The sequence below is a fragment of the Pseudomonas sp. WS 5011 genome (genome assembly GCF_012985775.1).
In the GTDB taxonomy this organism is placed as follows: domain Bacteria; phylum Pseudomonadota; class Gammaproteobacteria; order Pseudomonadales; family Pseudomonadaceae; genus Aquipseudomonas; species Aquipseudomonas peli.
The window spans coordinates 1-12622 of sequence record NZ_JAAQXA010000018.1 but is presented as its reverse complement, the minus strand read 5'-3'; the positions used below and the strand labels follow the sequence as shown (position 1 = coordinate 12622).

General features: G+C 60.0%; 9 protein-coding genes and 1 tRNA gene. 5 read left to right on the top strand and 5 right to left on the bottom strand.

The window, feature by feature from the left end:
• Nucleotides 1-7: 7 nt before the first annotated feature.
• Nucleotides 8-973 (bottom strand): arsenosugar biosynthesis radical SAM (seleno)protein ArsS, encoded by a 966-nt coding sequence (arsS, locus tag HBN63_RS17210; protein WP_178093429.1) that lies wholly within the window; start codon nt 971-973, stop codon nt 8-10.
• Nucleotides 974-1163: 190 nt separating this feature from the next.
• Between arsS and HBN63_RS17205 the strand changes: the two genes are divergently transcribed.
• From HBN63_RS17205 to HBN63_RS22100, 4 genes are all read left to right on the top strand, one after another.
• Nucleotides 1164-1580: a hypothetical protein gene (locus tag HBN63_RS17205; protein WP_170050251.1), complete on the top strand. Its 417-nt coding sequence runs from the start codon at nt 1164-1166 to the stop codon at nt 1578-1580.
• A gap of 11 nt (nt 1581-1591) precedes the next feature.
• A complete protein-coding gene (locus HBN63_RS17200) occupies nt 1592-2026 on the top strand; it encodes a BLUF domain-containing protein (RefSeq protein WP_090254315.1) in 435 nt (144 codons plus the stop codon).
• 85 nt (nt 2027-2111) lie between these two features.
• Entirely contained in the window at nt 2112-5003 is a 2892-nt protein-coding gene (locus HBN63_RS17195; RefSeq protein ID WP_170050250.1) for an EAL domain-containing protein, read from the top strand.
• A gap of 94 nt (nt 5004-5097) precedes the next feature.
• Complete coding sequence (locus tag HBN63_RS22100) at nt 5098-6180, top strand: methyl-accepting chemotaxis protein (RefSeq protein ID WP_275941111.1); 1083 nt, start codon at nt 5098-5100, stop codon at nt 6178-6180.
• Between the two features lie 34 nt (nt 6181-6214).
• On the opposite strand, the gene HBN63_RS17185 is transcribed toward HBN63_RS22100, so the two are convergent.
• From HBN63_RS17185 to gabD, 3 genes are all read right to left on the bottom strand, one after another.
• Complete coding sequence (locus HBN63_RS17185) at nt 6215-7411, bottom strand: HDOD domain-containing protein (protein ID WP_170050248.1); 1197 nt, start codon at nt 7409-7411, stop codon at nt 6215-6217.
• A 330-nt stretch (nt 7412-7741) separates the two neighbouring features.
• On the bottom strand, nt 7742-9022 hold the full coding sequence (gene gabT / locus HBN63_RS17180) for a 4-aminobutyrate--2-oxoglutarate transaminase (RefSeq protein ID WP_170050247.1): 1281 nt from the start codon (nt 9020-9022) through the stop codon (nt 7742-7744).
• A 176-nt stretch (nt 9023-9198) separates the two neighbouring features.
• Complete coding sequence (gabD, locus tag HBN63_RS17175; protein WP_167146019.1) at nt 9199-10647, bottom strand: NADP-dependent succinate-semialdehyde dehydrogenase; 1449 nt, start codon at nt 10645-10647, stop codon at nt 9199-9201.
• Nucleotides 10648-11087: 440 nt separating this feature from the next.
• Between gabD and HBN63_RS17170 the strand changes: the two genes are divergently transcribed.
• Nucleotides 11088-11164: transfer RNA gene (locus tag HBN63_RS17170), tRNA-Arg, on the top strand.
• Nucleotides 11165-11496: 332 nt separating this feature from the next.
• Here the strand turns inward: HBN63_RS17170 and HBN63_RS17165 are convergent.
• A partial coding sequence (locus HBN63_RS17165; protein ID WP_170050245.1) for a hypothetical protein occupies nt 11497-12622 on the bottom strand: 1126 nt, incomplete at its 5' end.

Genomic DNA, 12622 nt, shown 5'->3' with positions numbered 1-12622 from the left:
TTGATCCTTAGGAAGTTAACGAACCGCCGCAGCTGGAGCCCTGGCCGGCGGTGCAGGCATAACAATGATCACGGGTCACGATGGGGTTGCCGGCCAGTGTTGCACTCAGCAGATCGCGCAGGTGCGGCCGGTCACGGCCGATCACCTCTGGCAGTTGCAGCGGCAGATCGAGCATCTGGTTGAAATCGCAGTCGTACAGGTAGCCCTGCCAATCGACGCTGACTAGGCTGCGGCACATCAAGGGTTCGAGGTTTTCCGGCCGGTAGCTGTCGCGCAACAGCTGCATATAGCCGTTGAACTGGCCCTTGCTGACCAGGGTGCTGCCAAAGCGCGCAATCGGCTGGTTGGTGATGGTCAGCAGGTGGTTGAAGACGATGCCGAAGTCCTCGACCAGGTGGCGTTTGTAATCGGCTTCCAGCGCCGCTTGCGGTGGCGGCAGGCTCGGCCCTTGTGGGTTGTACACCAGGTTGAGGATCAGACCGCTACCCGGCTGGCCGTAGCCCAGGGCATTGAGCTGTTGCAGGCCCTTGATGCTGGCATCGAACACACCATCGCCGCGCTGCTTGTCGACGTTATCGCGTGAGTAACAAGGCAGCGAAGCACTGATTTCCACGCCCTGGTCGGCGAGAAACTGCGCCAGGTCTTCATAGCCCGGCTCGCTCAAGATGGTCAGGTTGCAGCGATCGATCACCCGCAGGCCTTCACGCCGCGCGTGGATCACGATCTCGCGAAAACGTGGGTGCATCTCCGGCGCGCCGCCGGTGAGGTCGAGGGTGTGCACCGGGTGGGCGTCGATCACCTGATGCAGCAGGGCCAGGCTTTCATCGGTCATGGCCTCGGTGCGGGTCGGCCCGGCATTGACGTGGCAATGCAGGCAGCGCTGGTTGCAGCGGTAGGTCAGGTTGATCTGCAGTGCTTCCAGCTGGCCACGGCGGATGGCCGGAAACGCCAGTTGGTCGAGCAAGGGAAGCATGGCATGCACGGTGTCTGTTTCCTTGATGCTGATGCGTCGGTTGATTATGTCAGCCGCTAAGTAGCCACTATAGAGAGTGCCCGAGGGCTTTTGTTACGCATGTAGGCAGAAGAATGTTACGCAATTAGTTATACAAATCTTATACAGATAGGGCAGTATCGGCTGATAATTCTCAGCAAAGGATGTGTCGATGCTACGTCTTAGCGTGTTCTTTGTAGCGGGTTTTCTGGCCGTGCCGTTTTTTCATCAGCCGGTTTTGGGTGTGTTGCATGCCTTGGCTGTGGTGCCGTTTGCGCCGTTCAACTTGAGCCCAACGGCGCCGCTGGGAGTGCCGTCATTGCTTTCGGCATCCTTCTGGGGCGGTGTCTGGGCGGTGGTGATGCTGCTGGTTTTGCGCTGGGATGCACACAAGCCACAACCCTGGATCAAGGCCCTGCTGTTTGGTGGTATCGCCCTGACTACTGTTGCCCTGCTGGTGGTGTTTCCGCTCAAGGGTATGGGGGTTGATCCGGCGCAGTTGCCGGGCCGCTTTTTGATTGGCTTTCTGCTCAACGCCACCTGGGGCGTGGGCACCCTGATTCTGGCCCGGACCCTGCTTCCGCGCTAAAGGAGATCACCATGCTTGTGCGCCTCACCTACGCCAGCCGTGCCAGTCACGGCGTTTCTTCCGAGCTGATCCGCGAGATTCTCGACAGTTCACAGCGCAACAATCCAGGCAAAGGACTGACCGGCATCCTCTGTTGCAACGCGGATATCTTCCTGCAGGCGCTGGAAGGTCCGCGTGCAGAGGTGAACGCCCTGTACAACCGATTGGCAGATGACAGCCGGCACAAGGACCTGACCATCCTCGATTACGCGGAAATCAGCATGCGCCGTTACGGCAACTGGAGCATGGGCTGGGCTGGTGCGAAGCAGGCCAACCGCGAGTTGTTTCTGAAATATTCCTCCAGCGACCGTTTTGACCCCTTCAACATGAGTGCCGAGCAAATTACCGGGCTGCTACTGGAGCTGAGTGAGACCGTCAGCGCAATCAAATCGCCAGTTCTCAGCTAGAATTCTCGAGCGTCAACTCGCTCTAGCCGGCGAGCTGTGTTCACCCTGAGCCTTGGCGCACCTCGCAGTTTATTGAGGCGCCAGGATGCTCCGTTTGCTCAACCTTCCTTTGCTGGCTGCATTGCTCTGCTTTGCACTGGGCAGCGCTTCGGCGTTTGCTGAGCTGCCATTGTTGGTGCTGAGCAACAAACAGCTCACGCGGCCGGTAGAAGTGCCCGCCAGTTTGGTGCTGGAAGACCCCAGTGGCAATTTGACCGCGGCCGAAGTGCAGCAGCGTATTGACCGCGAAGGCACGCGAATGGATGGCGTGCCGCGCCTGGGTTACTCCGCCAGCGCCTGGTGGCTGGCGTTTCGCCTTGATGCACCGGTGGCCGAACGTCTTGACCTGATGATCGACCGGCCTTTTCTCGACGACATCGAAGTCTGGCTATACGACCGTGAGCGGTTGATCGCGCCCTTCTACAGCGGTGACCACCGCGATTTTCTTTTGCGTGGTGCGCCCTCGCCACATTTTCTGCTCAACCTGCCGCGTCTTGGCGAAGGTCCGCATACCTTGTTACTGCGGGTGCAAAGCGGTTCGGCGGTGAGTGTGCCGATGCAGCTGGTGGCGGCCGAACAAAGCCCGCTATTGCTGGCCGAACACTGGATGCGCAGCGGCTTGCTATTGGGTGCGCTGCTCAGCCTGACCCTGTTCTTCCTGGTGAAATACAGCGCGTTGCGCGAAACGCAGCTGGTGTGGTTCTGCCTGACGGTGGCCAGTGTGGCGCTGTACAACGCCAGCATGCACGGCATCATCAGCCTGCTGGCGCCGCAGTGGGTGTGGTTGTCGGCTCAGATGGCCAATTTGGCCAACCCTGGCATGTTGATCTTCAGCAGCCTGTTTCTCGCCAGCTCGCTGAAACTGGAGTTGGGCCGTGTGCGCCATCTGCGCAATGTGCTATTTGCCGTGACCCTGCTGGTGTGCGGTTGGACCATAGTCAGCTATGGCCATTTCCGCTCCTACCAGGCACTGAATGTGCTGATCCTGTTTAACGGCATGTTCCAGCTGCTCTTGTTGATTCTCGGCGTGTACCAGCGGCGGCCTTATGCCATCGGTTACCTGCTGTGCTGGAGTTCGGCCCTGTTGCTGATGCTGTTGGTACCCCTCGGCCGCACGGGTGTGATTCCCTTGCCGCCGGGGTTTAATTACATGCATGCCTACCTGCCAGTGCTGAGCATGCTGCTGTTTGGCGCCATCCTCGATAAGCAACTGGAGCATATCCGCCGTGCCTTGTTGCAAAGCAAGGCTCAGGCGCTGGGCAATCTGGAGCAGTACCAAGCGTTGTTCAGCAGCAGTGGTGAGGGTATTTTCCGGTGCACCCGCAGCGGCGCCCTGATTGAAGCCAACCCCAGCTTTACCGCGCTACTAGGGCTGGCACAGGACAGCCGCGAGCTGTCCATGCAGCAGCTGTTGGGCACCGAACAGTGGGCCGAGTACGTGTCGCAACTGCACAACGAGCAACCGGCCACTAGCCAGGAATGTCAGATTCATGGCCTCGACGGGCAGAGCCATTGGGTATACCTGTCGTTGCACCTGCGCCCGACCCAGGATTGCATCGAAGGCATCGTGGTCGACCTCAGTGAGCGCCGCGCGCTGGAAGAACGCTTGCAGTACCTGGCTGCACATGACTCGCTGACCGGCCTGCTCAACCGCCGCGAGTTAGAGCGTCTGCTGCGTGAAAGCCTCAAAGGCCAGAGCACGCCGCGCTACAGCCATTTGTTGTGCCTGGACCTGGATCAGTTCAAGCAGGTCAATGACCTCTGCGGGCACTCGGCGGGTGATCAGCTGCTGCGCCAGCTGTCTGGCCACTTACGGCACCAACTGCCGCGGCATGCCGAACTGGCGCGCATTGGGGGCGATGAATTCGCCGTGCTGCTGCGTGAAATCAACAACGAGGCCGCTCTGGAACATGCAGAAAATCTGCGCCACTGCGTTGAGCAATTCGTCTTCAGCTGGCAAGGCCGACCATTCCGCGTGCAGGCCAGCATCGGCCTGCTGGAGCTGGACAGCGGCGTAAGCGACTGGGAAACCGCATTGAACTGGGCCGACAGCGCCAGCCAGTTGGCCAAACACCTCGGCCGCAACCGCGTGCAGCAGTTCAACCCTGCCGATGGCGTGCTGCTGGAGCATCAGCGCCAGCTGCAATGGATCACCCGCCTGCGTGAGGCCATCGAACTGGGCCATTTCGAGCTGTTCTATCAGCCGGTAATGGCGCTGCAGAACGCCAGCGATGGCCTGCGCTATGAAGTGCTGCTGCGCTACCACGACCCGCACAGTGGCGAGTGGATCAGCCCGGGGCAGTTTCTCGGTGCCGCCGAGCGCTACGGCTTTCTCGGTGCCATCGACCGCTGGGTGGTGATGCGCCTGCTGCAATGGCTGGCGGACAACCCGCGGCATGTGCAGCAATTGGCTCAGGTGAATTTCAACCTGACTGCCAGCTCGCTGCTCAACGCGCACTTCCACGAGATGCTCCACAGCGAGCTGCTGCGGCACAACTTGCCGGCGCACAAGCTGTGCATCGAAGTGACCGAGATGGTCGCGCTGGGCGAGCTGGGGGTGTCTGCGCAGTGGATCAAGCAGTTGCGCAGCCTGGGCCTGAAAGTGGCGCTGGATGACTTCGGCAGCGGCTTTGCCTCCTACGCCTACCTGCGCCATCTGCCGCTGGATATCGTCAAGATCGACGGCAGTTTTATCCGCGGTATCGAGAGTGACCCGATCAACCAGGCCATGGTCGGCTCGATGCAGCAGATCGCCAGCCAGCTGGGTCTGAGTACCGTGGCTGAATTCGTCGAAAGCCCGGAGACGCTTGAGTGTGTGCGCAAACTGGGCCTCGACTATGCCCAGGGCTACTGCATCGGCCATCCGCAACCACTGACTCAGCTAAGCGATGCGGCCGATGCAGAAGTGCAGATGCAGCTCGCCCTCGACCGTCGTTGATCCAGCTCAACCTTTATCTGAGGTTGCCGAAATAAGCTTACCGCCGGTAGTTCCGGCTGCTGTCTCCTGCCGTCTTTTTGGAGTTGCGTGCATCATGTTTGACCGTAAATGGCGTTTGCGTTGTGAGAGTCTGGAGCAGGAAGTCAGTCGTCTAAGTCAGGAAAAATCCGCCATGCAGCGCGAGTTGGACGAGCTGCGCAGCTTGCATCAACAGAGCCAGCAGGAGCGCAACGAGCTCAATGGTGTAACCCGTTATCAGCATGAGCTGCATGGCAAACTGAGCCGCTTTGAAGATTCCCTCTCGCAGACCCGTGATGGCGTGGTGGCCCAGGCCGAACAGCTGAACCAGGAAGTCGCCAAGCTCGAACAGCACAGCGGCATCTTCCAGCAAACCTCAGTGCTGCTGGCAGGCTTCTCGGACTCCCTGAGCAGCATGGCGGTGCAGGGTGTGAGCAGCGTGCAAAGTGTCGATCTGCTGCAGCAGCGGGTCAGCGAGATCAGCCGGATTGTTGAGCTGATCAAGGCGATTTCCGACCAGACCAACCTGCTCGCGTTGAACGCCGCCATCGAAGCAGCCCGCGCCGGTGAACAGGGCCGTGGCTTTGCCGTAGTAGCCGATGAGGTTCGCGCGCTGGCACAGCGCACCAGTCAGGCTACCCAGGAAATCAGCACCCTGGTCGGCAGCATCAATCAGGAAACCGACAGTGCCAGCCGTTCCATCGGCAGCCTGTCCAGTGAGGCCACGCGCTTATCCGGGGATGTTTCGCACTCGGCGCAGACCCTGGATGAAATGGTCGTGCTGGGCGAACACATGAGCCAACTGATCGAAAGCATCGCCCTGGGCTCGTTCTGCGAGGCGGTCAAACTCGATCACCTGCTGTTCAAGCTCACGGTCTACCAGCGCCTGTTCCTGCATGACGGCAACACCCAGCTGAGCAGCCACACCAGCTGTCGCCTGGGGCAGTGGTACCAGAGCAGCGACACCAACGCGCGCTACGGCAAGCAGCGCAGCTTCCAGCAGCTGGAGCAGCCGCATCGGGTGGTACATGACAGCGCGCATGAGGCCCTGCACGCCGCCCAGGCGAAGGAGTGGAGCAAGGTGCTACGCGCCGTCAGCGATATGGAGAAGGCCAGCATGGAGGTCAACTCGCTGATTTCGGAGTTGGCGGGTAGTTGATTCGCTGCTACGAGGCTTTATCTGCACGCTACACCTAAGGGATGCGTTCCAGCAGGCTGAGGTCCAAGCGCAGCATGCGCACACAACGTTCATCGCGTAGCTCTTTGGGCGACTGGTTACTGCGCAGGCGCAGCACCTGGCAGACCAGATTGAGCACCAGCGCCTCGCGGCTAAACACTCCGCTGCCGAGGTTGTAGAACGCCGCGATCAGCTCACGCAGGCCGAACGGCAGACGCCAGCGGATGCGCAGCGCCGAGCCGAAGCTGGCGGCGCGTTGCTGGAAGCTCTGGTGAATATCCTCATCGCGCAATAGGCCGCCGGCGTCCTGCCAATCCTGCAGGCTGCGCAGCAGGGCCAGCTCACCGATGTTGTGCAGCAGCGCGGCGGTAAAGCACAGCTCGGCATCCAGTTGCAGCTCGTCTGCCAGCCAGCGCGCCAGTTCGGCGCTGCGTTGTGCGCTGTCCCAGGCGCTGCTGGCCAGCTCGGCGAGGCGCGGATCACTGAGCAGTGCGTTGCGTTGTACGGCCATGCCCAATACCAGATTCAGCGTACGCGCCAGGCCCAGACGCGGCAGTGCCTGGCTGAGGGTTTGGCAGGGTGCGCCCTGGTGCTGGGCGGCGCTATTGGCGGCGGCGATCAGTCGCGCGGTGATCTGCGGATCACGGGCAAACACCTCTTCCAGCTCACGCAGATCGCTGTCGTCACCGTTGAGGCACTGGCTCACCGAGTCGCGTACCGAGGCCAGCAACGGCGCGCCCTGACCTTCTTCGCGCACCGCATTGAGGTAATCATCCAGGCTGTCGACCAGCAAGGGTGCCGCTATCGCTGTTGCGCTGGCGGCGGCGCTGCCAAGAATGCCGAGCAGGCGCTGGCGTAGTTGTTCGGCATTAAACGGCTTGGCCAGGTAGGCCGCCGGTGCCAGCGGCCGCGCAGCGCGCACGCTGCTGGCATCCAGGCGACTGCTGATCAGGATAAACGGCAGCGCCGGAGTGCGTGGATGGCGGCGCAACTGGCGCAGCAATTCCAGACCATCAAGGCCCGGCAGGTCGCCATCGGCAATCACCAGCGCCGGCAGACGGCGTTTGCATTTGGCCAGCGCTGCCTCACCGTCGGTGACTCTTATAACTCGCGCATCGGCGCGTACATCGAGTACCAGTTGCACGAGCAGATCGGCAGTCCAGGGGTCTGCTTCGGCGATCAGAATCTCCGGAGCGTTGGCCAGGGCAGTCATGAAAACCTCAGGGAAAAGCGTGATGGCAAAATAATGGCGCCATCGATATGGCGGCGCGCAGTGTACGGGTTGGTTACTTTAAAACCAGCGTCGCCCGACGAAATGCTGAGTCTTTAGTCAACTTTGTAAGTTTGCCTGAAAATACCGCAATAGAGCGGTCTGGTTGTCCTACAAAGCGCTTTTTAAACGCTTCAGGGACAGTAATGGAGGGATGCTGCCTGGGGTGCTTGTACACTGGCGATTAGCGCCGTGCTGACTGTTTGATTACCGGGGCAGATGCAGAACGCAAAAGACCCGCCGAAGCGGGTCTTTTGTATGAGCGCTGCGGGCTTACGCCAGTTCGTCGAAGCACTCGGCGATGATCGCCAGGCCACGGTCGAGCAGCGCATCTTCAGCGGTCAACGGCACCAGCACGCGCAGGACGTTGCCGTAGGTGCCACAGGACAGCAGGATCAAACCCTTCTCACGCGCCTTGGCAACAATCTGCCCGGTCAGCGCGGCGTTGGGTTTGTGCACGTCGCCACCTTCGCACAGCTCCATGGCAATCATGGCGCCCAGGGCACGTACTTCGCCGATGCTGTTGTGCTTGGCTTGAATGGCTTTGAGGCCAGTGACCAGGTGCTCGCCCACTGCTTTGCAGCGATCCAGCAGCTGCTCTTCCTCGAACACTTCCATCACAGCCAGGGCCGCGGCGCAGGCAATCGGGCTGCCCGCGTAGGTGCCACCTAAACCGCCTGGAGCGATGGCGTCCATGTATTCAGCTTTGCCGCACACGCCCGCCACCGGGAAACCGCCGGCGATGGATTTGGCAAAGGTGGTCAGGTCGGCGGCGACGCCCATCTGCTCCATGGCGAAGAAGGTGCCGGTACGGCCAGCACCGGTCTGCACTTCGTCAGCGATCAGCAGGATGCCGTGCTGATCACACAGGGCGCGCAGGCGCAGCATGAAGTCTTTCGGTGCCACATAGAAACCACCTTCACCCTGTACGGGTTCGATGATGATCGCGGCGATATCGCGCGGCTCGGCATCGTTCTTGAAGATGCGCTCGATGCTGGCGATCGCATCATCCGTGCTGACGCCGTGCAGTTCACACGGGTACTGGGCGCGGAAGATGCCGCCCGGCATCAGGCCCATACCGGCCGAGTACGGTACGACCTTGCCGGTCAGACCCAGGGTCATCATGGTGCGGCCGTGGTAACCGCCGGTGAAGGCGATCACGCCGGCACGGCCGGTGGCAGCGCGGGCGATTTTGATCGAGTTTTCCACGGCTTCGGAGCCAGTGGTGACCAGCAGGGTCTTCTTGGCGAAGTCGCCTGGCACGCGCGCGTTAACTTTCTCGCACAGTTCAACGTACGGCTCGTAGGCCAGCACTTGGAAGCAGGTGTGGGTCAGTTTGGTCAGCTGCTCTTGCACCGCCGCCACCACTTTCGGGTGCAGGTGGCCGGTGTTGAGCACGGCGATGCCGCCAGCAAAGTCGATAAACTCGCGGCCTTCGACGTCGGTGACGGTGGCGTTCTTCGCCGACTCGGCAAAGATCGGGTGGATCTGGCCCACGCCGCGCGGGACGGCAGCGGTGCGGCGTTGCATCAAAGATTCGTTGGTCTTGCTCATGATGTCCTCATTCGCCGGTTAATCTCGGCGCGGTTCAAGGATGTGTCACCGGCGGCGGTTTGGCAGTTTTCGATGATCGACTGCCACAACACGCCCGGCCACAGCTATGTCCATATAAAGCCGAAGGCGCAGCGCTCTCGTGCGTCTTCGGCGGGGTTACTGCTACGTCGCCGGGGTTAGATACCCAGGCAGAGGTATTTGATTTCCAGGTAATCCTCAATGCCGTACTTCGAGCCTTCGCGGCCAAGGCCCGAGGCCTTCACACCACCGAACGGCGCGACTTCATTGGAGATCAACCCGGTGTTGACGCCGACCATACCGTATTCCAGAGCTTCCGCCACACGGAACACACGACCCAGGTCACGGGCGTAGAAATACGAAGCCAGGCCGAACTCGGTGTCGTTGGACATCGCGATCACTTCGGCCTCGTCCTTGAAGCGGAACAGCGGCGCCAGTGGGCCGAAGGTTTCTTCCTTGGCTACCGCCGCGTTCTTCGGCACGTCGACCAGAATGGTCGGCTCGAAGAAGCTGCCACCCAGGGCGTGCGGCTTGCCACCGGCGAGCAGGCGTGCGCCTTTGCTCAGGGCGTCGGCTATGTGTTCCTGCACCTTGGCCACAGCCTTGTCGTCGATCAGCGGGCCAGTGGTGGTACCTTCATCAAGACCGTTGCCGATCTGCAGCTTGGCCACGGCGGCGGCCAGTTTCTCGGCGAAGGCGTCGTACACGCCGTCCTGAATGTACAGGCGGTTGGCGCAGACGCAGGTTTGGCCGTTGTTGCGGTATTTGGAGATCAGCGCGCCTTCGACGGCTTTATCCAGATCGGCATCGTCGAACACGATAAACGGCGCGTTGCCGCCCAGTTCCAGCGAGACCTTCTTGATGTCCTTGGCGCATTCGGCCATCAGCTGGCGACCGATTTCGGTGGAGCCGGTGAAACTCAGCTTGCGCACGATCGGGTTGCTGGTCAGCTCGCCACCGACTTCACCGGCGCTGCCGGTCACTACGCTCAGCACGCCTTTTGGAATGCCAGCGCGCTCGGCCAGAGCAACCAGGGCCAGGGCGGAGAACGGCGTCTGCGACGCGGGCTTGATCACCATGGTGCAACCAGCGGCCAGGGCCGGGCCGGCTTTACGGGTGATCATCGCCGCGGGGAAGTTCCACGGGGTAATGGCCGCAGTTACGCCGATCGGCTGCTTGATCACGATCAGGCGCTTGTCCGGCTGGTGGCCAGGGATCACGTCGCCATACACGCGCTTAGCTTCTTCAGCGAACCACTCAATAAAGGAAGCGGCGTAGGCAATCTCGCCCTTGGCTTCGGCCAGCGGCTTGCCCTGCTCCAGAGTCATCAGGCGGCCGAGGTCGTCCTGGTTCTCGATCAGCAGTTCAAACCAGCGGCGCAGCTTATTCGAGCGTTCTTTGGCGGTCAGGGCACGCCAGGCTGGCAGCGCACGGTCGGCGGCTTCGATGGCGCGACGGGTTTCCGCTGCGCCCATTTTCGGTACGGTACCGATGATTTCGCCGGTGGCCGGGTTGTTGACCTTGATGGTCTGGCCGTTGTCGGCGTCCAGCCAAGTGCCGTCGATATAAGCCTGCTGACGGAACAGCTGGGTGTCTTTCAGTTGCATGGCAGTCTCCTAAATTCCGACACCCTGGCATCGGTACGTGTCATCGAATGTGCCGTACTGCAGCGCAGCTGGGCCTAATCTGTAGGGCTGGTGCTGGCCGTGGGCGGGCATGGGTTGCGCCGCGCACAATTTCAGCAAGAGCGTTTGAAATCTCAAACGAATCCTAGTGTCAAGAGGGGTAAAGGGCAATAGCCTGTTCGAAAAAATTAACGGAATATTGTCCTTATTCAAGGGATTTATACGAATAGACAGCTGGCGGTCGCTTAGCGTGCAGAATCACGAACAAGGCAGCAGCATGGACGCCCGCCAGCGACATGCGTATGATTGCGCCCGCGCTGCACCAGTAGCTCAGCTGGATAGAGTACTGCCCTCCGAAGGCAATACTCGTCGACTTGAGACGGGTGTCAGCTAATGGTCAAATAGACCGCTGCAACACATACGCACCAGTAGCTCAGCTGGATAGAGTACCGCCCTCCGAAGGCGGGGGTCGTGGGTTCGAATCCCGCCTGGTGCGCCATATCTGGATGATTTAAAAGCCTTTTCTCTAAGGCTCTGCCGATCCAAAGCCTGAATTGGCTAATTTCTTAAAATTAATCTCCGTGCTGATACCCAGCCAGTGGTGAGCACTGCCCGCAGCGCGCCTCTCCGACTCATTTTCGGGCTGTGCCAATTCTGTGCCTAAACCGTGCCTCAAAGTCTGGCCCCCCTATTTTGCGAGCGAGGGTTTTGAGTACTAGCTGATGGCGGTCAAAGTTGCAGCGCTGCCTAAAGCGCTGAAGATGCTCACGCTGGGTAGCCGAGTCTGGAGCAGTACTACCAGCCTGTGCGGATTCGGCGACTTGGCTACTGTCACTTTTCTGAACTCAAATCGAATCCAATCCAATCCCTCCCAGACCAAAGAAACCCGTCCTCTTCTGGAATAGCGGATGCTCCCTTCGGTCGCATAGCGAAGTGTCGCCGTTTCCCTGTGGTCTTGAGCGACCAAGTTGCCTGACATGTTTCGCATTTACAGTAGAAGTCCTGCTGCTGCCCGCGCTCGAATCGAGCCGGATGCCCACAAAGTTGGGCGAATGCTGAGATCTGTTCAATGGCATCCCCGACGGCATCAACTACTTGCGAGTTAGCTGAACCTTTGAGTGAAGCCTTCAGTTCGGCTGCTTTCTGAGCATCGACTGGCGCGAGGAGCCTGACGTGAGTAGACGAAATAGATTCAAACTGTTCCGGCCAAGCCTGGGTTAGCTTTTTGGCCGGAGTGGGCAACGCCCCCAGCTTTCGGCCATGACCTTGGAGCAACTGCCGCAACATCCACTCATCGAACAACTTCCCCATCTTCTCCACGACATAAAGGTCCAGCGGTGAGACAGGAAGACTCTGCGGCGATGCGACACTGGTTGACACGCCTGGCCAACACACGATGCGATCAGGCTCCAGACTCTCACTGATTTTTATTGACGCGCCGAACCAGGCAATCGGTACGATCCTCAAGGCAGATCCCTCTGACTGAGTTACGACCCAATCATGTACATCATGCCGGAGTACGAAACTCCGCCCTGCCCAACTGAAGACGTAATTTCCATCAATCCTTCGCAGGCCATACCGTTCAAGCGCACGCCTGATCACAAGACCAACGTAACTGACATACGCCAGTTGAAATTGCATTTGCCGCGCCAAGCGTTCTTCCGGGGGTAAGAGCCGGCCTTCTCGATCATCTTTCAACTTCTCCCAAAGCGGGGGCAGATGGCGATAGTGCGGATCGTGGTTGAGAATGTTTGTCCGGTGAACTTGGGCAGGAACCACAGATGCAGGAGGCACGAGCGAATAAAGCCCCCTTTGCTTCAAACTGTTGCTGCTGACCGAAAACTGACCCAGTAGAGGCTGTTCTGCCGACTGAAAACTGACCCAGGTGTTCAACTGCTTCTGCTCAATTTTTGAGCAGGAGAACACAGGGTGATCAGTATGGAAATGATGGGCAAAA

Coding starts and splice junctions, on each gene's coding strand:
- arsS (WP_178093429.1), bottom strand. CDS start 973: ATGCTTCCCTTGCTCGACCAACTGGCGTTTCCGGCCATCCGCCGTGGC.
- gabD (WP_167146019.1), bottom strand. CDS start 10,647: ATGCAACTGAAAGACACCCAGCTGTTCCGTCAGCAGGCTTATATCGAC.
- gabT (WP_170050247.1), bottom strand. CDS start 9,022: ATGAGCAAGACCAACGAATCTTTGATGCAACGCCGCACCGCTGCCGTC.
- HBN63_RS22100 (WP_275941111.1), top strand. CDS start 5,098: ATGTTTGACCGTAAATGGCGTTTGCGTTGTGAGAGTCTGGAGCAGGAA.
- HBN63_RS17205 (WP_170050251.1), top strand. CDS start 1,164: ATGCTACGTCTTAGCGTGTTCTTTGTAGCGGGTTTTCTGGCCGTGCCG.
- HBN63_RS17185 (WP_170050248.1), bottom strand. CDS start 7,411: ATGACTGCCCTGGCCAACGCTCCGGAGATTCTGATCGCCGAAGCAGAC.
- HBN63_RS17195 (WP_170050250.1), top strand. CDS start 2,112: ATGCTCCGTTTGCTCAACCTTCCTTTGCTGGCTGCATTGCTCTGCTTT.
- HBN63_RS17200 (WP_090254315.1), top strand. CDS start 1,592: ATGCTTGTGCGCCTCACCTACGCCAGCCGTGCCAGTCACGGCGTTTCT.